This window comes from Actinomadura opuntiae (assembly GCF_030283205.1).
Lineage (GTDB): Bacteria > Actinomycetota > Actinomycetes > Streptosporangiales > Streptosporangiaceae > Spirillospora.
In genome coordinates, this window is sequence record NZ_JASNWF010000007.1 from 224424 (window position 1) to 243470 (window position 19047).

Annotated in this window: 9 protein-coding genes; 6 read left to right on the forward strand and 3 right to left on the reverse strand. The window is 76.5% G+C overall.

Annotated features, from left to right (window positions below):
* Nucleotides 1-132: 132 nt before the first annotated feature.
* The gene (locus QP089_RS17160) at nt 133-765 is read left to right on the forward strand and encodes a hypothetical protein (protein WP_285912621.1); all 633 of its coding nucleotides are present in this window, start codon (nt 133-135) and stop codon (nt 763-765) included.
* Here the strand turns inward: QP089_RS17160 and QP089_RS17165 are convergent.
* The 3 genes from QP089_RS17165 to QP089_RS17175 are packed head-to-tail and all read right to left on the reverse strand — an operon-like array spanning nt 746 to nt 4071.
* A complete protein-coding gene (locus QP089_RS17165) occupies nt 746-1615 on the reverse strand; it encodes a hypothetical protein (RefSeq protein ID WP_285912622.1) in 870 nt (289 codons plus the stop codon). The genes QP089_RS17160 and QP089_RS17165 overlap by 20 nt on opposite strands.
* Nucleotides 1616-1673: 58 nt before the next feature.
* Complete coding sequence (locus QP089_RS17170; RefSeq protein WP_285912623.1) at nt 1674-2126, reverse strand: universal stress protein; 453 nt, start codon at nt 2124-2126, stop codon at nt 1674-1676.
* 34 nt (nt 2127-2160) lie between these two features.
* Nucleotides 2161-4071 carry a RelA/SpoT family protein gene (locus QP089_RS17175; RefSeq protein WP_285912624.1) on the reverse strand — a complete coding sequence of 637 codons (1911 nt, stop codon included), beginning with the start codon at nt 4069-4071 and terminating at the stop codon, nt 2161-2163.
* Between the two features lie 327 nt (nt 4072-4398).
* Between QP089_RS17175 and QP089_RS17180 the strand changes: the two genes are divergently transcribed.
* The 5 genes from QP089_RS17180 to QP089_RS17200 all read left to right on the forward strand — a co-directional run bounded on the left by QP089_RS17180 (nt 4399) and on the right by QP089_RS17200 (nt 19043).
* Nucleotides 4399-5418: an alpha/beta fold hydrolase gene (locus QP089_RS17180; RefSeq protein ID WP_285912625.1), complete on the forward strand. Its 1020-nt coding sequence runs from the start codon at nt 4399-4401 to the stop codon at nt 5416-5418.
* A gap of 237 nt (nt 5419-5655) precedes the next feature.
* Nucleotides 5656-13683, forward strand: coding sequence for a type I polyketide synthase (locus QP089_RS17185; protein ID WP_285912626.1), 8028 nt, complete (start codon nt 5656-5658; stop codon nt 13681-13683).
* On the forward strand, nt 13680-17948 hold the full coding sequence (locus QP089_RS17190; RefSeq protein WP_285912627.1) for a beta-ketoacyl synthase N-terminal-like domain-containing protein: 4269 nt from the start codon (nt 13680-13682) through the stop codon (nt 17946-17948). The genes QP089_RS17185 and QP089_RS17190 overlap by 4 nt, the downstream gene beginning before the upstream one ends.
* Nucleotides 17945-18226 (forward strand): acyl carrier protein, encoded by a 282-nt coding sequence (locus QP089_RS17195; protein WP_285912628.1) that lies wholly within the window; start codon nt 17945-17947, stop codon nt 18224-18226. The genes QP089_RS17190 and QP089_RS17195 overlap by 4 nt, the downstream gene beginning before the upstream one ends.
* Nucleotides 18219-19043, forward strand: a complete 825-nt coding sequence (locus QP089_RS17200; protein ID WP_285912629.1) for an alpha/beta fold hydrolase — start codon at nt 18219-18221, stop codon at nt 19041-19043. The genes QP089_RS17195 and QP089_RS17200 overlap by 8 nt, the downstream gene beginning before the upstream one ends.
* Nucleotides 19044-19047 lie beyond the last annotated feature (4 nt).

The following is a 19047-nucleotide window of genomic DNA, read 5'->3' on the forward strand; positions in this document are numbered from 1 at the left end:
GACTTTCACTTACGCGATGAACGGCGCTATGACCGGTGACGGGGCCAAACATCTGCAAATTGTTGTGCTTGGGAGAGTTCCCCCTATCGCGGCCGGGTAGCACCTACATCGTTCGCACCGGGGGGAGGGAACATGCCCGATACGCCATTCGGGCGGTACCCCGGCGGCCTGCCCGGCAGGCACGCCGGCCGTCCTGCGCCACGGCCGTACGAGCGGTCGTTCCGGTGTCCCTCCACGGCGCGGCGGCGCCGGGGTGAGGCTCCGGCGCGGAGGTACCAGGAGTTCGTCGCCCTGCACGAGGAGATCTCGGCGGGGTCGGCGCTGCCGCTGCGCCCGCTGTGGTGGGCGGGGACGGCGGCGTCGCTGGCCGCGGCGGGCACCGCGTTCGCGGCGGTGATGGGGCTGCGCGGCCTGTTCGGGCTGGACGTGCCGGTGTTCGCGGGAGGCCGCACCCCGGCGGGCCCGGCGGCGACGAGCTACGCGCTCGTCGCGATGGCCGGGACGATCCAGGCGACCGCGCTGATGCACCTGCTGCTGGCCACGGCGGCGCGCCCGGTCCGGGCGTTCGCGTGGATCGGCGGGACGGCGGTGGTGTTGCTGACGATCCTGCCGCTGCTGCTGCACGGGCCGTTCGACGCGGCGGTCGCGACCGCGTGCGTCAACCTGATCGGCGGGACGGCGGTCGTCGTGCTGCTGGCGGGGGTGGTGGCCGCGGGGTCGCGGCCGTTCTGGCCCGACCGGGCGTTCAGGCGCGGCCGACCGTGATGGTCAGCGGGTCCGGCGCGGACGAGGACGCCACGCGCACGTGCCGGAGCCGCCGCCACACCTGCACGTCGACCGGCTCGTCCGGGGCGAGGACGCACAGCTCGCGGTGCATGCCGGAGAAGCCGAGGCAGAGCGAGACGTCCCAGTCGCCGCGCGGCAGCGGGTCGTCGACGTACGCGCGGGTGACCGGCAGCACGGCCCGGTAGCCGAGCCGGTCGTCCGCCTCCTCCAGCGCCGCGATGACCTCGAAGGTCTTGCGGGTGCGCCGCTCGGTGAGGATCAGCGTCCCGGAGATCGGCATGCTGATCCAGCCGCGGTCGATGTGCCCGGTGACGACGACCTCGGCGCGCCGCTCGTCCCAGGCGACCGCGTCAGCGGCGGTCGTGCCGGCGACGTGGGAGCGCCCGCCGACGTCGATGGACAGCGTGCCGCGCCCGCCGAAGTAGGCGGCGACGGTCACGGCGCCGGGCAGGAACCGCCGCTGCGGCGCGGTGTCGAGGCCGGGCGCGCGTTCGGATCCGAGGTCGACGACCCGCCCCCCGGGCGGCGCGCCGATGGCGAGCCCGACGTCCCAGAGGCCGCCGGGCAGCGGCTCGCCGCCTCCGACGGACGCGACGTCCACCAGCGCCTCGAAGGTGACCAGCCCGTCCTCCGCCGTGACGGACGCGGGGAGCCGCAGCAGCCCGCCGCCGTCGTGCTCGCGCAGCACCAGCTCCATCTCCGGGATCAGCGGCAGGTCGCCGTCGCGCCTGATCGCGCCGGCGACGCGGAGCGCGGACCCCGCCCAGCCGACCTCCGTCAGGTAAGGCTCCGACATCGCCGCCCCCGCCTCGTCCTCCGCACGGTTCACCGGACCACTTCCCTTGCCGCCGGCGTCCAACCTGACCGCACCGCCGATCGCGGGCGGGTCACGGGACGACGGTCACCGGCCAGCGGCCCGTGCGCACTAGCCGGACCGCGACGGACCCGATCAGCCGGTGCCCGGCCTGCGCGGACGCGCCGACGATCACCGCGTCCGCGCGGTTCTCGTCGGCGACGCGGGAGATCACCGTGAACGGGTCGCCCTGCTCGGTGACGAACTCGTACCGGACCTCGTCCCGCGCGGCGGCGCGCTCCAGCTCGCGGCGCAGCTCCTCGGCGACGGCCTCGCCCGCCTCCCGCATGACCGCGGCGCCGCCGGCGGTGAGCGTGGACAGCGCCGCTATCGGCGCCACGTGCACGAGGATCAGCCGGGCCCCGCCGCGGCGCGCCAGGCCCCACGCGTACGCGCCCGCGTGCAGCGAGGTCTCCGACCCGTCGACGCCGGCCACGATCACCTTCGGCCCGTCCACGCCGTACTCGAACGGTCCCTCGCCCGTCATGCGATCATCACGCCGACCAGGGTAGTCGGGAATGTCAGAGCCGGGTGAAGCGGGCCACCAGGTCGTCCAGGCCGAGCGCGCCGGCCGCCAGCGCCCCGTACATCTGCTCGATCTCGCCGTAGCCGAGGTCGCGGGCGACGGCCAGCGAGTCGCCGCGCGCCTCCGCGGCGAGCAGGTCGAGCCGCCGCTGCGCCAGCGCGCGCACGAGGGTGCGGCGGCCGGCGTCCGCGGCCTCCTCCGCGCGCCGCAGCGCCAGGCAGCGCCGGATGTGCATGCGCGCCGGGACCGTCACCGCGAAGTCGAGCCAGTCCTCGGACGGGGAGCCGGCCGGGTCGGTGAGCACCTCCACCACGTTGCCGCTGCGGACCTGCACCGACATCGGCGCGAGCCGCCCGTTGACGACGGCGCCGATGCAGCGGTCGCCGGTGCCGGGGTCCAGCGCGTAGGCGAAGTCGAGCGCGGTCGCGCCCTCCGGCAGCGGCACGGCGCGGCCGTCCGGGGTGAACGCGGCGACGTGCCCGGCGGCGAGGTCGGCGCGCAGGCCGTCCAGGAAGTCGGCGGACGGCGCGTTGGACTGCCAGGCCAGCAGCCGGCTCAGCCACGCCAGGTCGCGGCGGCCGGCCACCGCGTCGGCGGTCGCGGCGTCGTCGTCGCGGGCCCGACGGATGTGCGCGACGATGCCGTACTCGGCGACCGGGTGCATCGCCTCGCTGCGCACGATCACCTCGAACGGGTCGCCGTCCGGGCTGATGACCCGGGTGTGCAGCGACCGGTACATGTTGTCCTTCGGCACCGCGATGTAGTCGCGGACCTGCCCGGGGACCGGGTGCAGCGCGGCGTGCACCGCGCCCAGCGCGATGTAGCAGTCGCGTTCCGAGCCGTCCACCACCAGCAGGAGCCGGGCCGCCTCGCAGGGCCGCAGCCCGGCCAGGTCGCCGCCGGACGACACGTGCACCGCGTACAGGTGCGACGGCCGGATCCGCACCTGCGCGCGAACGCCGTGCTCGGCGAGCGCGGCGCGGATCCGGGCGATTGCGGGCGCGAACGCCGCGCCGGCCCGCCGCAGCGCCGCCCGGACGGCGCGCTCGGTCGCGGCGTGCGCGTCGGGGGAGCGGGCGGCGAACGCCAGGTCGTCCATCTCGCGCTTCAGCACGTGGATGCCGAGCCGCTCGGCGAACGGGACGAGCAGCTCCTGCGACGCCTTGGCGTACGGGGCGCGCTTGTGCGCCGGCCGGTAGCGCAGCGTGCGCAGGTTGTGCAGCCGGTCGGACAGCTTGATGACCAGCACCCGCAGGTCGGCCGCCGCGGCGAGGACGATCTTGCGGAACGTCTCGGCCTCGGCGCGGTCGCCCCACCGGCTGCCGTCCAGCTTCGTCACGCCGTCGACCAGGACCGCGACCTCCTCGCCGAAGTCGGCGCGCACCTCGCCGACGGTGTAGTGGGTGTCCTCGACGGTGTCGTGCAGGAGCGCGGCGACGAGGGTGGTGGTGTCCATGCCCATCCCGGCGAGGATCATCGCGACGGCCAGCGGATGGGTGATGTAGGGCGCGCCCGACTTGCGCAGCTGGCCGCGGTGCAGCCGCTCGGCGACCTCGTACCCGCGCAGCAGCTCCGCCTCGTCGCCGCCCGGGCACGCGGCCCGGTGCACCGCGAGCAGCGGCGCGACGGCGGGCAGCACGGGATCGGCGGCGGAGCGGGGACGGCGAAGCGGCAGCAGGACCGGGCCGCGCGGCGCCCGCGCCGGCGTGCCGGGGACCTGCTCTTCCTGCGGCGCCCGGGGACGGCCGCGCGGCGGGAACCCGAGCCGCCCGCGCGGCGGGACGCGGACGCGGCCGTCGGGAAGCACGGCCTCGCCCGCCCGCGCGCCCGCGGGGACGGCCGTGCCCGTGGCGGCCGCGCCCGTGGCGTTCGCGCCTGTGGAGTTCGCCGGATCGAGGGTCGTCATCGCGCCCACCTGCCGCCTGCCCCTGTAGCGCCGCTGCTACTGGCTGTGACCGACATTATGCGCGATGTCGCGGCGGCGGCGCGAGACCGGGGCGCCCGCGCCGGGCCGGTGCCGCCGGCGGCCGCTGGAGCGCGCCATCGCCGGTCCGGCCCGCAGGCCCATTACGGACCCGCCGGGACGCGCTGTCAAGGCGAATTAACACCGGCTTCACGAGCCGGATATTCTCCGGGTGCGCTGACCAGTGTACTAATGCTTGCAAGGGCGATGGGCCGCCTTTGGTCAATGTGCTCACGCCGCGCTCTGCCAATGCGGATGGATAATGGCGAAATGATCCTTTCCCCGCGAGGTGCGCGAACCGCCGCGGCCAATGCCGTCCGGCTCGCACGACACGGCCACATCGCCGATCTGCGCCCGATGCCGGCCGATCCGGTGGACGGGGGTGGGGCGGGCCGCCGGGTTCGGCGGTACCGCCCGCCGGAGGGGGTGGTGCCCGCGGGGCCGCCGGTGCTGTTCGTGCCGCCGCCGGCCGTCCCGGCCCGCTGCTACGACCTGCGCCGCGGGTGCAGCCTCGCCGAGCACGTGGTGCGCGCCGGCCGGACCGGCTACCTGCTCGACGACGGCCTCGACCCCCTCGACCCCATCGACCTGCGGGAATGGGTCCGCGACGTGCTTCCGGCGGCGATCCGGGCGGTCAGCCGCGACGCGGGCGGGCAGCCCGTCCAGCTCGTCGGCTGGTGCCTCGGCGGGGTCGTGTCGCTGCTGGCCGCCGCCGACGACCCGGGCCTGCCGATCGCCTCGGTCGCCGCCGTCGCCGCACCGGTCGACGCCCGCGCGGCGCGGCGGCCCGTCCGGCTGCCGGCGCCGCGCCTCCCCGCCGGAATCGAGGAACGGCTCCTTCGCCCGTATCGGACGCTGACCCATCTCGACAATGCCGATCTCCTCGCCCAGATCGAGGCGGTCGATCAATTCACCGCGGCGATGGCCGAATTTCCCGGCCGCACCGCGCGGCACATTCACCGCGCCCTTTTCCGGAACAACGCGCTGGCCTCCGGCGGCCTGGACGTCGACGGCCGGCGGGTGGAGCTGCGGCGGATCCGGGTGCCGGTTCTGGCCATCGCGGGACGCGGCGACGGCGCCGCGCCGGTCCGCTCCGTCCTGCCGCTGATCCGGCTCCTGCCGGGGGCGCCGAAGGTGCGCTTCGAGGTCGTGTCCGGCGGGCACCTCGACGTGCTGACCGGACGGTCCGCGCGGACGACCACCTGGGCGCACCTGGACCGCTGGCTGGACGAGGGCACCGTCCGGCACGGCATCCGCGGCCAGCGCCGCGCCCCGGCGGCCACGGTCTGACCCGGGGGCTCGGAGCGACGGCGACGTGACCGGCCGGTCGCCGGCCGGTGGGTCTTCCGCAGGCCAAGGAAGCCTCCAAAGTCCTTTGCGGTGCCGCCATCGCCGCGTCCCCCGGGTGTGTCGTCTCCGTGTTCCGCCGGTCGCGGACCGTAGTGTTGCGCACCGTTGTCGGGAGCGAGGGTCACCAGCCGCGCGGTCACCGGGTCGGGCCGCGCGGGACGCGTCGGGGGGCAGTGCATGGCCGCGGACAGGGGCATGGCGGCGGACAGGGGCGAGGTGCGGGCCGTCGAGGACGGGCCGGAGCGGCGGGCGCCCGGGCGGCGGCCGCGGCCCGAGATCGTCGGGGTCACCCCGTTCGGCCGCCCCGCGCCCCAGCTCGCGGTGGCGGTCGCGCGCGCCGGCGGGCACGGCGTGCTGGACCTCGGCACCGACCGGGAGCCGGCGCTGGCCGCGCTCGCCGACGTGCGCCGCTGGTGGGCGGGCCGGTTCGGGGTGCGCGTCCCGGCGGGCTGCCGGGTGCGCCCGCAGGAGCTGCCGGACGCCGTGGACACCGTGGTTTTCGACGCGCCGGCGCTGCGCTCGGACGACTCGCTCGACATCGCCGGGTTCGCGCGCGGGCGACGGCTGCTGGTCGAGGTCGTCGACGCCGACGAGGCCGCTGCGGTGCTGCTGGTCGCCGGCGGCTTCGCCGGCACCCGCGGGACCGCGCTCATCGCCCGGGGCTGCGAGGCGGGCGGCCGGGTCGGCGACCTGACCGCGTTCGTGCTGCTGCAGCGGCTGCTCGCCGACGAGCGGGTGGACGTCCCGGTCCTCGCGGCCGGCGGCATCGGCCCGCACACCGCCGCCGCGGCGGTCGCCGGGGGAGCGGCGGGCGTGGTGCTGGACGTGCAGCTCGCGCTCGTCCGGGAGATGGACCTGCCCGCCGACGTGGCCGCCGCGCTCACCGCGATGGACGGCTCGGAGACCCGCGTCGTGCACGGCCACCGCGTCTACACGCGCCCCGACCTGCCCGACATCGCGCTCGCCGACCTGACGCCGGCGGAGGTCAACGCCCGGCTCGGCGCGACCGGGCTGCGGGCGCGGCTGCTGCCGGCCGGGCAGGACGCCCCGCTCGCCGCCGCGCTGGCCGCCCGGCACCGCACCGCGGGCGGCGTCGTCCAGGCGGTCCGCGAGGGGATCGGCGAGCATCTGCGGGCCGCGGTGCAGGCCGCGCCGCTGGAGCCGCGGCAGACCCCCGATGGCCCCGAGTACCCGGTCGTGCAGGGCCCGATGACGCAGGTCAGCGACCGTTCGGCATTCGCCGCGGCGGTCGCGCAGGAAGGGGCGCTGCCGTTCCTGGCGCTCGCGCTGATGGACGGCGAACGGGTGCGGACGCTGCTGCGCGAGACCGCCGACCGGCTCGCCGGCCGGGCCTGGGGCGTCGGCCTGCTGGGGTTCGCGCCGCCCGAGGTCCGGGAGGCGCAGCTCGCCGCCGTCCGCGAGGCCGCGCCCCCGTACGCGATCGTCTCCGGCGGGCGCCCGGCGCAGGCCGCGTCGCTGGAGGACGCCGGGATCAGCGCGTACCTGCACGTCCCGGCGCCGGACCTGCTGGACCGCTTCCTCGCCGAGGGCGCCCGCAAGTTCGTGTTCGAGGGGCGCGAGTGCGGCGGGCACGTCGGCCCGCGCGCGAGCTTCCCGCTGTGGGAGGCGCAGGTCGAGCGGCTCATGGCGTTCGGCGGCGACCCCGCCGACCTGTCGGTGATGTTCGCCGGCGGGATCCACGACGCGCGGTCCGCCGCGATGGTCGCCGCGCTGGCCGGCCCGCTCGCCGAGCGCGGCGCCGACGTGCGCGTCCTGATGGGCACCGCCTACCTGTTCACCGCCGAGGCCGTCGCGGCGGGCGCGATCCTGCCCGGCTTCCAGAAGGCCGCCCTGGAGTGCGAGGCGACGGCGCTGCTGGAGACCTCGCCCGGCCACGCGACCCGCTGCGCCCGCACCCCCTACGTCGAGCAGTTCGCCGAGACCCGCCGCGAGCTGGAGGCCGCCGGGACGCCCCGCCAGGACATGTGGCGGCAGCTCGAGCGCCTCAACCTCGGCCGGCTGCGCATCGCCAGCAAGGGCCTGCGCCGCACCACCCCCGTCGGCCCCGACGAGCAGCGCGCCGAGGGGCTCTACATGATCGGGGACGTCGCGGCGCTGCGCTCGTCCACTACCACCGTCACCGACCTGCACGAACAGGTCACCACCGGCGCCGGCGAGCTGCTGGCCGCGCGCGCCGCCGAACTCGGCATCGCCGGCGACCGGTCCGCCGCGCCCGCCGCCCGCCCCGCCGACATCGCGATCATCGGCATCGGCTGCGTGTTCCCCGGCGCCCGCGACGCCGACGCCTACTGGGCCAACATCGTCGGCGGCGTCGACTCGGTCACCGAGGTGCCCGCCGGACGCTGGGACCCGGCCGTCCACTACGACCCGTCCGACCCGGGCAAGACCCCGTCGAAATGGGGCGGGTTCCTGCCGGACGTCCCGTTCGACGCGCTCGCCTACGGCATCCCGCCCAACGCGCTCGGCAGCATCGAACCGATCCAGCTCCTCGCGCTCGACGTCGCGTCCCGCGCGCTGAAGGACGCCGGCTACGCCGACCGGCCGTTCGACCGGTCCCGCACCTCGGTGTTCTTCGGCGCCGAAGGCGGCAACGAGCTCGCCACCGCCTACGGGCTGCGCGCCACCCTGCCGTCCTACCTCGGCGAGGTCCCGCCCGGCCTGGACGAGCAGCTCCCCGCCCCCACCGAGGACTCCTTCCCCGGCGTCCTCACCAACGTCATCGCCGGGCGCATCGCCAACCGGCTCGACCTCGGCGGCGCCAACTACACCGTCGACGCCGCCTGCGCCGCGTCCCTCGCCGCCCTCGACGCCGCCTGCAAGGAACTCGCGACCGGCGGCAGCGACATGGTGCTGTGCGGCGGCGCCGACGTGCACAACGGCATCTACGACTACCTGATGTTCTCCGCCGTCCGCGCGCTGTCGCCGTCCGGCCGCTGCGCCCCGTTCGACGCCGCCGCCGATGGCATCGCGCTCGGCGAGGGCGTCGCCTGCGTCGTGCTCAAGCGGCTCGCCGACGCCGAACGCGACGGCGACCGCGTCTACGCCGTCGTCAAGTCCGTCGCCGGATCGAGCGACGGCCGCTCCCTCGGCCTCACCGCGCCGCGCGCCGAAGGGCAGCGGCTCGCCCTCGACCGCGCCTACGAGCGCGCCGGCGTCCGCCCGTCCGACGTCGGGCTCGTCGAGGCGCACGGCACCGGCACCGAGGTCGGCGACCGCACCGAGCTCGCCACCCTCACCGCCGCGTTCTCCGCCGCCGCGCCCGGCTCGGTCACCCTCGGCTCCGTCAAGTCGCAGATCGGGCACACCAAGTGCGCCGCCGGGCTGGCCGGGCTCATCAAGACCGCGTACGCGCTGCACACCGGCGTCCTGCCCGGCACCCTGCACCTCACCAGCCCGAACGCCGAATGGAAGCAGGACGGGCCGTTCGCGTTCGGCGCCGCCGCCCGGCCCTGGGCCGCACGGCCCGGCGACCGCTACGCCGGCGTCAGCGGCTTCGGGTTCGGCGGCGCCAACTTCCACGCCGTCCTCGCCGGCTACGACGGCGGCCCCGAACCGGTGTCCGGCCTCGCCGAATGGCCCGCCGAGCTGTTCCTCATCCGCGGCGCCGACCGCACCGCCGCCCGCGCCGAGATCGCCCGGCTCCGCCGGCTGCTGGACGTCCCGTCCGCCCGGCTGCGCGACCTCGCCCGCACCTGCGCGTCCGCCGAGGGCCGCGTCCAGGTCGCCGTCGTCGCCACCGGCCCGGACGACCTGCGCGGCAAGCTCGCCGCCGCGGCCGAGTTCCGGGCGGCGCCCGGCGTGCACGTCCGCAGGTCCGCCGACCCCGGGCAGGTCGCGTTCCTGTTCCCCGGCCAGGGCAGCCAGCGGCCCGGCATGCTCGCCGGCCTGTTCGTCGCCTTCCCCCGCCTGCAGCGGCTGCTGCGCCTGGCCGGCGGACGCTACGCGCCCGCGATGTTCCCGCCCGCCGCGTTCGGGCCCGGCGACGCCCGCCGCCAGCGCGAGACGCTCACCGACACCCGCGTCGCCCAGCCCGCCCTCGGCATCGCGGACCTGGCCGTCCACCGGCTGCTCACCGCCGTCGGCGTCCACCCCGACCTCGCCGCCGGGCACAGCTACGGCGAACTCGTCGCGCTGTGCGCCGCCGGCGTCTTCGACGACACCGACATGATCGAGCTCAGCGCCGCCCGCGCCGAGGCCATCCTCGCCGCCGCGGGCGCCGACCCCGGCGCCATGGCCGCCGTCAGCGGGACGCTGCGGCAGGTCAGGGAGGCCATCTCCGGCGTCTCGGAGATCGTCATCGCCAACCACAACGCACCCGACCAGGTCGTCGTGTCCGGCACCGGCGGCGGACTCGACCGCGCGCTCGCCGCCCTGGCCGACCGCGGCCTCGCCGCCGAGCGGATCCCGGTCGCCTGCGCGTTCCACAGCCCGCTCGTCGCCGCCGCGTCCGGCACCCTGCGCACCGCCCTCACCGGCCGCGACCTGCGCTCGCCCGCCTTCCCCGTCTGGTCCAACACCACCGCCGCGCCCTACGACAGCGACCCCGCCGACCTCGCCGCCACCCTCGCCGGGCAGATCGCCGCGCCCGTCCGGTTCGTCGAGCAGATCGAGGCGATGTACGACGCCGGCGCCCGCACCTTCGTCGAGGCCGGACCGGGACGCGTCCTCACCGGACTCGTCGGCCGCATCCTCGGCGACCGGCCGCACACCGCCGTCGCCTGCGACGCCCCCGGCGGCGACTCCGTCGAGCGCTTCCTGCACGCCCTCGCCGAACTCGCCGCCGTCGGCGTCGCCGTCGACCCGCTGCCGCTGTTCGCCGGGCGCGACGCGCGCGTCCTGGACGGCGCGCCGTCCGCCGCACCCGGCTGGATCGTCAACGGACACCTCGTCCGCACCGCCGACGGCGGCTACCCGGCGGGTGCGCTCCGTCCCGCCGAACGCGTCGCCGCGTTCGGCCGCCCCTCCGACGGTGCCGTCCTGGAGTACCTGCGGGCCGGCCGCGAACTGATCGCCGCGCAGCGCGAGGTCATCCTCCGCCACCTCGGCGCCGACCCCGCCGCTCCGGCCGCGCCGACCACCCCGGCGCCCGTGCCGGCGCCGCGTCCCGTCCTGCCGGGCGAGACGCTGCCCGCCCTGCCGCCCGCCGCCGAACCGCCGCGCGACGTCCGCGCCACCGTCCTGTCGGTGATCAGCGCCCGCACCGGCTACCCCGAATCCATGCTGGACGGCGACCTCGACCTCGAGGCGGACCTGTCCATCGACTCGATCAAGCGCACCGTCATCATCGGCGAGGTCACCGAGCGCCTCGGCCTCACCGCGTCCGACGACGCCGTCATCGAGCAGCTCACCCGCATCACCACCATCGGCGGGATCGTCGACTGGCTGCGCACCCGCCTGCCGTCCGCCGAACTGCCCGGCCTCTACCAGGGACCGCAGCGCCCCACCGTCCCGCCGCAGGCCCCGTCGCGTCCCGGGCCGTCGGCCCACGTGGGCACCCCCGCCCTCTCCGGAAGGCCCGCACCGGACAAGCGCCGCGACGCCCGTCCGACCAGCGGCGAAGCCGATCACGACGCGACCCGCTCCACGCCCGGTCACCGCCATGATGAGCCCGTCCGGGCGCACGCGATGCGATCCGGCGGCGAACCAGCGGAAGACAAGACCACGGGAACGCCGTCCGCGCCCGTTGACGCCGCGAGGCAGAGCGACGAGGTGCGGGCCGACGCGTCCGCCACCACGCGGCGACCGGCCGAAGACTTGGGCCGCGAGACCGACGGCAAGGGCCGCCCGGTCGCGGAGACGCCGCACGATGCGGCACCGTCCACAAGGCCCGCCGAGGGACCGGCGCCCACCCAAGTCCCGGGCACGCTGGCGGAGCTCAGGAGCGACGCGTCCGGTGACGCGGCCTCGCCGAAGACGACCGCAGAACCAGACGTCGATACCCCAGAGGAACCGGCCCGCGTGAGCTTCTCCGAGCGGCCCGCGAGCAACGGCACCGAGATGCCCTCGAAAGAGGCACCGACGCCCCTGACCTCCCACGACGAACGGCCTGACGCACCCGAGGCAACGCCCACCGAGGAGGAGGCGCCGCACGACGGCGCTGGCTCCGGGGCGGCGGTCGGCGGAGCTGCGTGCGCTGAGCCGGACGTCGAGGAGGGGCCGTCAGGTCATGACGGTGGCTCGGCGGCGGTCGGCATGGATGGTGCCGGCGCGCCTGCGGGACCGGCCGTCGAGTTGGAGTCGTCGGATGATGGCAGTGGTTCGGCGACGGTCGGTGGCGACGCGTGCGTGGAGCCGGTCGTTGAGGAGGGGCCGTCACATGGTGGCGGTGGCTCGGGGATCGCGGTTGGCGCCGACGCGTCTGCAGGGCCGGTGGCCGCGGACGGGGCGGCGTGTGACGACGGTGGTTCGGCGGCGGTCGGGGACGACGCGCCCGCTGAGCTGGCCGGCCAGGAGGGGCCGTCAGGTGATGGCAGTGGTTCGGGTGTGGTGGTGGATGGGCAAGGGGGTGGCTCTGCTGAGTCGGGGTCTCGTGGGGTGAGTGCGTCTTCAGGGGGTCGCGGGTTCGGGGAGGGCCGGGGGGCGTTTGTGGAGGTGGTGCGGCTTTCGGGGGACGGGGCCGCGGCGCTCGGTGGGGGTGAGGCGGACGTCGTGTTCCCGCGGCGCGGTGGGACGCCCGCGGAGCGGGTGGCGTCCGCGCTGGCGGGGACGCCGGGGACGACGGGGGCGCGCAGGGTGCTGGCCGGGCGGGTCCGGCCGTCGGGGGAGCGGGCCCGGCGTGTCGTCCGGCAGGTGGTGCGGACGGCGGACCTGGAGGCGCTGCCGGTCCCGGCGGACGCCGGGACGGCGTTCGACGGGCGGACGTTCGTGGTGGTGGACGACGGGTGCGGTGTCGCGCTGGAGCTGGCCGACCTGCTGGAGCGGTACGGGGCGCGGGTGCGGACGCCGATGGACGTGGACGGGGAGTGCGACGGGCTGGTGCATCTGGCGGCGCTGCGGCCGGGGGCGACGGCGGTGCTGCCGGACGCCTACGCCGGGATCCGGGAGGCGCTGGTGCGCGGGCTGCGGTGGCTGGTCCTGGCGAGCGGGGCCGGCGGGACGTTCGGCAGGGCGTTCGACGGCGGCGGGATCGGGGATCCGGGGCCGGGCGCGGGGCTGCGGGGCCTGGCCGCGACGGTCGCGCAGGAGTATCCGGAGACGCTGGTCAGGGCGGTCGACGTGGACACCAAGGACACGCCGCGGGCCATCGCGCTGCGGATCATGGCGGAGCTGCTGGACGCCCGCGGCCCGGTGGCGGTCGGGCACGAGGGGGATCTGCGGCGCACGATGCGGCTGGTGCCGGCGGAGCTGCGGGGCGAGGCGCGGGTGCCGCTGGAGCGGGACGGGGTCGTCCTGCTGACCGGGGGCGCGCGGGGCGTCACCGCGCGGGTGGCGCTGGAGCTGGCGCGCACGACGGGCTGCCACGTCGAGGTGATGGGGCGGACGCTGGAGCCGGTGGGCCCGCCGTCGTTCCCGGACGTCCCCGACGAGGCGGGGCTGCGGCGGGCGCTGGTCGCGCAGGGCGGGAGGAAGCCCGCGGAGATCGAGGCGACGGTGCGGCGGATCCTGGCGGAGCGGGAGATCCGCGCGAACCTGGACGCGTTGAAGGAGCACGCCGCGTCGGTCCGCTACCACGCGGGCGACGTGCGGGAGCCGCGCGTGGTGCGCGACGTCGTCGAGCGGATCTACGTGCGGCACGGCCGGCTGGACGGGGTGGTCCACGGCGCGGGGATCGTGGAGGACCGGCTCGTCCGCGACAAGGAGCCCCAGTCGTTCGAGCGGGTGTACCGGACGAAGGTGGACGGGGCGTCGGCGCTGGCGTCGGCGGTGCGGGCCGACGTCGGGTTCTTCGTCGTGTTCGGCAGCGTCGCGGGCGTGCACGGCAACCGGGGCCAGGCGGACTACGCGGCGGCCAACGATGCGTGCGACACGCTGGCGCACGTGTGGCGGACGCGGCTGCGCGGCCGGGTGCTGGTGGCGGACTGGGGCCCGTGGGCGGGCGGCGGGATGGTGTCGCCGGAGCTGGCCCGCGAGTACGCGCGGCGCGGCGTCGGGCTCATCGATCCGGACGCGGGGGTGGCGGCGCTGATGCGGGAGATCGCGCACGGGGACGAGACGCAGGTCGTGTTCACCGGGACGGTCCGGTGACGCAGGAGCCGATCGCGATCGTGGGCGCGGGGGCGGTGTTCCCCGGCGCCGGGTCGGCGGCGGAGCTGTGGCGCAACGTGCTGGCGGGGATCGACGCGATCTCCGAGGTGCCGCCGGGCCGCTGGGATCCGGCGCTGTACTACGACCCGGACGCCTACGGCCGGGCGCCGGAGTGCGACCGGTTCTACTGCCGGCGCGGCGGGTTCGTGGACGAGCTGGCGACGTTCGACCCGGCCCGGTTCGGGATCACGCCAGCGTCGGTGCCGGGGATGGAGCCGGACCAGCTGCTGGCGCTGCGGACGGCGGCGGAGGCGATCGCGGACGCGGGCGGTGACGAGCGGCTGCCGGACCGCGGCCGGATCGGGGTGGTGGTGGGCCGCGGCGGCCACATCACGCCGGGGGTGGCGCGGTTCGACCAGCGGGTGCGGACGTCGCACCAGGTGGCGGGGGTGCTGGCGGAGCTGGTGCCCGAGCTCGGCGCGGACCGGCTGGAGGAGGTCCGGCGGGCGTTCTGCGACCGGCTCGGTCCGGCCGGCCCGGACGCGTCGGCGGGGCTGCTGCCGAGTTTCGCGGCGGCGCGGATCGCCGAACGGTTCGATCTGCGCGGGCCGGCGTACACGCTGGACGCGGCGTGCGCGTCGTCGCTGCTGGCGGTGGAGCACGCGGTGCGGGCGCTGCGCGGCGGGCAGGCCGACGCGATGCTGGCGGGGGCCGTCCACCACGCGCACCACGCGACGCTGTGGGGGGTGTTCAGCCAGCTGCGGGCGCTGAGCCCGAGCGAGACGATCCGTCCGTTCGACCGGTCGGCGGACGGGACGCTGCTGGCGGAGGGCACCGGGATGGTGCTGCTGAAGCGGCTGCGGGACGCGGTGCGGGCCGGCGACCGGATCCACGCGGTGATCGTGGGGGCGGGGTCGTCCAGCGACGGGCGGGCGGCCGGGATCATGAGCCCGCTGGTGGACGGGCAGGTCCTGGCGGTGGAGCGGGCGTGGCGGGACGCGGGGCTGGATCCGCGGGCGCCGGGCGCGCTGGGCCTGGTGGAGGCGCACGGGACGGGGACGCCGGCGGGGGACGAGGCGGAGCTGGCGACGCTGCGCCGGGTGTTCGGGACGGACGGCGCGCCGGTCGGGCTCGGCACGGTGAAGTCGATGATCGGGCACGCGATGCCGGCGGCCGGGATGGCGGGGCTGATCAAGGCGGCGTGCGCGCTGCGCGACGGGGTGCTGCCCCCGACGCTGCACGTGGACGATCCGCATCCGGCGCTGGACGGCGGGCGGCTGCGGATCGTCCGGGAGGCCGCCGAGTGGGAGCGGCCGCCGGACGGCCCGCGCCGGGCGGTGGTGAACGCGTTCGGGTTCGGCGGCGCGAACGCGCATCTGGTGCTGGAGGAGCCGCCGGCGGCGCGGGCGCGCAGGCGCCGCAGGCTGGACGCGCCGCGTTCGGAGGAGGGCGTGCTCAGGCTGGCCGCCCGGACGGCCGACGAGCTGGCGGCGCTGCTGGCGGCGCCCGACGAGGAGCTGCTCGCACGGACGGGGGAGGACCCGCCGGACCTTCCGTGCCGCCTGGCCATCGTGGGGCCGACCGCGCGCAGGCTCGACCTGGCGCGCGCGGTCGTGCAGCGGGGGACGCCGTGGCGGGGCCGCAGCGACGTGTGGTTCACGCCGCGTCCGCTGCTCGCGGAGGGCGGCCGGCTGGCGTTCCTGTTCCCGGGCTTCGAGGCGGCGTTCGAGCCGCGCGTGGACGACGTCGCCGAGCACTTCGGGCTGCCGAAGCCGGAGCCGAGCGGCCGCGCCGACCTGTTCGGGCACGCCGCGGACGTGATGGCGGTCGGCCGGCTGCTCGCCGCCGCGCTCGCGGAGCTGGGCGTCGAACCGGACGTCGCGGCCGGGCACAGCCTCGGCGAGTGGACGGCGATGATCGTCGCGGGCGTCCACGACCCGGAGGCCGCGGAGGCGTTCGTCCGCGCGCTCGACCCGGACGGTCTGGAGGCCCCGGACGCGGTGTACGGGGCGCTCGGCTGCGGAGCCGACCGGGCGCAGGAGGCGATCGCCGGGCGGCCCGGAGTGTTCGTCAGCCATGACAACTGCCCGCACCAGTCGGTGATCTGCGGCCCGGCGGAGGACGTCCGCGAGGTGCTGGGGCGGCTGGCGGAAGAGGGCGTCCTCGGCCGGGAGCTGCCGTTCCGGACGGGGTTCCACACGCCGCTGGCGGAGGCGTACGAGAAGCAGGTGCGGCGCTCGTTCGAGGTGCTCGCGGTCCACGAGCCGCGCTTCCCGGTGTGGTCGGGGACGACCGCCGCGCCGTTCCCGTCCGGGGAGGACGCGGTGCGGGAGCTGGTCGTGCGGCATCTGCTGGAGCCGGTGCGGTTCAGCGAGCTGATCGAGCAGCTGTACGGGACGGCGCACGTGCGGGCGTTCGTGCAGGTCGGCCCGGGGAGCCTCACCGGGTTCGTCGGCGACCGGCTCGGCGGCCGCGAGCATCTGGCGATGGCGGTGAACGTCCCGAAGCGCGACGGCATGGCGCAGCTGCGGCGGGTCGTCGCGGCGCTGTGGGCGGAGGGGTACGGGGCGTCCCCGGCGCCGCCGTCGGCGGCGGGCATGCGCCTGGACCTCGGCACGCCGCTGGTCCGGCTGGACGGCGCGGTGCCGCCGATCCGGCCCGGTGCCGGTCCGGTGCCGTCGCTGCCCGCCGACGATCCGGTGCTGGCCGAGCTGGAGGCGCTGCTCAACGACGCGGCGAGCGGCGCGCAGACGGTCCTGGAGGCGCTCGGCGGCGGCCCGGCGGCCGCGTCGTCGCCCGCCGCGAGCCGCGCCGCCGACGAGCTGGTGCTGTCCCGGATGTTCTCGCTGGAGGCGATGCCCTACCTCGCCGACCACTGCGTCGTCCCGCAGCCCGCGGGCTGGCCCGACATGTCGGACCGGTTCCCGATCGTCCCGCTGGCGACGCTGCTGGAGGTGATGGCGGCGACCGCGCGCGAGCTGCTGCCCGACACGGTCGCGGTGGGCTTCGAGAACGTCCGCGCGGTCCGGTGGGTGGTGGCGGCGCCGCCGACCACCGCCGACATCCGCGCCCACCTCGTCGACGACCGGAGCGGCCCGCGCAGGGTCAAGGTCGTAATCCCCGGCCACGCCGACGGGACCGTCCTGCTCGCCGACCGGCACCTGCCGCCGCCCCCGCCGGACCGCACCCCGCTGGCCGCGGAAGGCCCGCCCGTCGTCACGGCGGAGCGCCTCTACGAGGAACGCTGGATGTTCCACGGCCCGCTCTTCCGCGGCGTCTCCGCGGTGACCTCGCTGGCGGAGGACGGCGTACGCGGCGTACTGACGTCCCTGCCCACGCCGGGCGCGCTCATCGACAGCGCCGGGCAGCTGTGCGGCCACTGGATCCAGGTGTACGGGGAGAAGGACCAGATCGTCTTTCCCGTAGGGATCGAACGCGTCTCCTTGTACGGGCCGCCGCCGTCCGTAGGGGAGCGGCTCGAAACCACTGTCTGGGCAGAGTCGCTTACGGACACCACCCTGCGCTGCTCCGCCGAGATGGTCCGCGAAGACGGCACCCTGTGGGCGCGCGTCGACGGATGGACCGCGCACCGCTTCTTCACCGACGAGGCCGTGTGGCGGATGAGGTTCACCCCCGAGGTCTCCGGGATGGGCGAACCGCAGGACGGCGGATGGTGCCTGGCGCGCCGGCACTGGGACGGCGCCGCGTCCCGCGACCTGGTGATGCGGCAGTACCTGTGCGCTGCCGAACGCGCCGAGTACGAGCGGCTGCCCTCGTTCGCGCAGGGCCCCTGGCTGCTCGGACGCGTCGCCGCGAAGGACGCGGTCCGCGACTGGCTGTGGCGCAACGGCCACGGGCCCCTGTTCCCCGTCGAGCTGACCGTCCGCGACGGACCGGGCGGTTCCGAGGGCGCGGCGCACCACCCGGAGGTGACCGGGCCGTTCGGCGAGGAGCTGACCGTGTCCATCGCCTGCGACGCCGAACTGGGCGTCGCCCTGGTCCGCCGTGCGGGCGAGCCCGCCGGCATCGGCCTGACCCCCGGCGGCGAGGACGCCCGCGTCCGCGCCGCCCGGCAGGCCGTCCTGCAGGCGCTCCCCGCCGGGACGGACCGCCCCGAACCCGCCGTCACCGCGGCCGACGCCGAGCGGCTGCTGGTCGCCGGCGGCGGGACGGTCACCGCGGTCGAGACACGCGAACTGGACGGACACGTCGTGGCCTGGACGGTCACGGCGGGCGGCACCGACATGGAGGAGAGCCGAACATGAGCGACGACGCCCTGACGCAGGTCGTCCGGATGCTGGCCGAGGTCGTGGGGGAGGACTTCCTGCTCGACGTGGAGGTCGACCGCGACACGACCTTCAACGACGACCTCGGGCTGGAGAGCATCGAGTTCGTCGCGCTCGCCGACAAGCTGCGCGACCACTACGGCGACGAGGTCGACCTCGCCGCGTTCATCGCCGGCATGGACATCGACGAGATCATGAACCTGACGGTCGGCGACCTGGTGGACCACATCGCCGCCACGGAGTCCGCGCATGCCTGACCTCACCGTCCGCGGGGTCCGCTTCCACGTGCAGGCCGCGGGGCCCGGCGGCGACGCGGACGCGCCCGTGGTGGTGTTCGTCCACGGGCTCGTGATGGACAACCTGTCGAGCTTCTACACCACGCTCGCCATGCCGGTCGCCGGCGCCGGCGCCCGCACCGTCCTGTACGACCTGCGCGGGCACGGCCGCTCCGAGCGGACCCCGTCCGGCTACGGCGCCGCCGACGCCGTCGCCGACCTGTTCGCGATCCTCGACGCGCTCGGCCACCACCGCGTCCACCTGGTCGCGCACAGCTTCGGCGGCGTCATCGCGCTGAACGCCGCGCTCGCGCGGCCCGACCGGGTCGCGGGGCTCGTGCTGATCGAGGGCCACGGGCCCGGCGAGGCCCCCGGATGGTCCGAGGGGCTGCTCAACACGCTGGCGCGCTGGTCGCTGATCCTGGAGTACGAGCGGCTCGCCGACCAGCTGCTCGCCACCGGCCGGCGCCGGGCCGGCCGGCAGCTGGCCACCGCCGAGGCCCTGGTCAACCGGACCACCCTGCTCGCGGACGTCGCCGCCCTCGACCCCGTCCGCCCCGCCGACCTGGCCGCCGTCCGCTGCCCCGTGCTCGCCGTGTACGGGCAGCACTCCGACGTCGCCGGCGCCGGCCGGCTGCTGCTGCACTCCGTCCCCGACTGCACCCTGCACGTCATGGCCGGCCACGGCCACACCGCGCTGCGGGAGGGGACGGCCGAGATCCTGGAGGTCGTCTTGCCCTGGCTGGCCCACCACACGGGGACCCGCGTCCCCGCGGCCGTCGGCGGAGGTGCCCGGTGAAGGG